Genomic DNA, 1,558 nt, shown 5'->3' with positions numbered 1-1,558 from the left:
CGGCCTGCGAGCTGACGGCGTTCGCGGCGCACTGGCTGCGTGGCGGCATGGACCCGGGCGACCTCACGTCGACTGGCGCGACCCGCGCACAGGCACACCCGCACGGGGAGTGCCTGTCCGTGGAGCGCGCGCAGGCCAGCCGCACCTCTTGTACCGGTCGTTCGACCTTGCGCTGTACGAAGGAGTAACGCGCATGAAGTTCAGACGCAGTTCCTTGATCGCCGCAGCGGTGTCGCTCCTCGTGGTCGGCGTCGTGATCCCCCTGTCCACGCCCGCGTCCGCGGCGTCGTTGACCGAGGTCACGAGCTTCGGCAGCAACCCGGGCGGTATGCGGATGCACGTCTACGTGCCCGATTCGCGCCCGGCCAACCCCGGGATCGTGGTCGCCATGCACGGCTGTGGCGGTTCGGGGCCGGGGTTCTACTCGGGCAGCGAGTTCGCCTCGCTGGCCGACCGGCACGGGTTCGTCGTGATCTACCCGAGCGCCCAGCAAGAGGCGGGGTTCGGCAAGTGCTTCGACACCTGGTCCGATGCGGCCAAGCGCCGCGGCGGCGGGAGCGACCCGGTGTCGATCATCTCGATGATCACCTACGTCGAGCAGCGCTACGGCGGTGACCCGAACCGGGTCTTCGCCACCGGCTCGTCCTCCGGCGGCATGATGACCAACCACATGCTCGCCCTGTACCCGGACGTGTTCAAGGCGGGCGCGGCGTTCATGGACGTGCTGTTCAACTGCTTCGCCAACGCGGCGGACTACCCGCCCGGCAGCAGCAAGTGCACCGGCAACGGGGGCGCGAACCGCACCCCGCAGCAGTGGGGCGACGCCGTCCGGCAGGTCAACCCCGGCTACACCGGCCGGCGCCCGCGCGTCCAGCTGTGGCACGGCACCGCGGACACCCTGGTGCCGTACGCGCTGCTGCAGGAGGAGATCGAGCAGTGGACGGACGTGTTCGGCCTGAGCCAGACGCCGTCGTCCACCGACACCCCGCAGTCCGGCTGGAACCGCCGCCGCTACAACGACGCCTCGGGCACCACCCAGGTCGAGGCGTACAGCATCCAGGGCGCCGGGCACACGCTGCCCTCCAGCGGCATGGCCGCACGGGCCATCGAGTTCTTCGGCCTCGACCGGCCCGGTGACCCCACGTCCACCACCACGACCACGCCCACCACGACGACGACCACGACCACGACCACCACCACGACAACGACAACGACAACGACGCCGGGCGGGTCGGGAACGTGCCGCGTCACGGGGACCGTCAACGCCTGGAACAACGGCCTGACCGAGAACCTGACCATCACCAACACCGGCACCACGGCCGTCAACGGCTGGTCGCTGTCCTTCACCCTGCCCGCCGGCCAGACCATCACCTCCGGCTGGAGCGCCACCTACTCGCCCACGTCCGGGCAGGTGACCGCGCGCAACGTGACCTACAACGCCTCCATCCCGCCGAACGCCTCCACCGGCATCGGGTTCCAGGCGTCCCACACCGGCAACACCGCCAAGCCGACGTCCTTCACCCTCAACGGCACACCCTGCTCGACCGGGTGACAGACC

The 1,558-nt window shown here is 70.0% G+C and carries 2 protein-coding genes; both read left to right on the top strand.

The window, feature by feature from the left end; all coding sequences use genetic code 11:
- Positions 1–188: hypothetical protein (locus tag AB0G02_RS39545; protein WP_360805458.1), on the top strand; the 188-nt coding region annotated here is incomplete at its 5' end.
- A gap of 5 nt (positions 189–193) precedes the next feature.
- Positions 194–1,552, top strand: a complete 1,359-nt coding sequence (locus AB0G02_RS39540) for a PHB depolymerase family esterase (RefSeq protein WP_360805455.1) — start codon at positions 194–196, stop codon at positions 1,550–1,552.
- Positions 1,553–1,558: the final 6 nt, after the last annotated feature.

This window comes from Actinosynnema sp. NPDC023658 (assembly GCF_040639995.1).
In the GTDB taxonomy this organism is placed as follows: domain Bacteria; phylum Actinomycetota; class Actinomycetes; order Mycobacteriales; family Pseudonocardiaceae; genus Actinosynnema.
The sequence above is the reverse complement of the archived record's forward strand: the minus strand, read 5'-3'. Positions and strand labels throughout refer to the sequence as shown.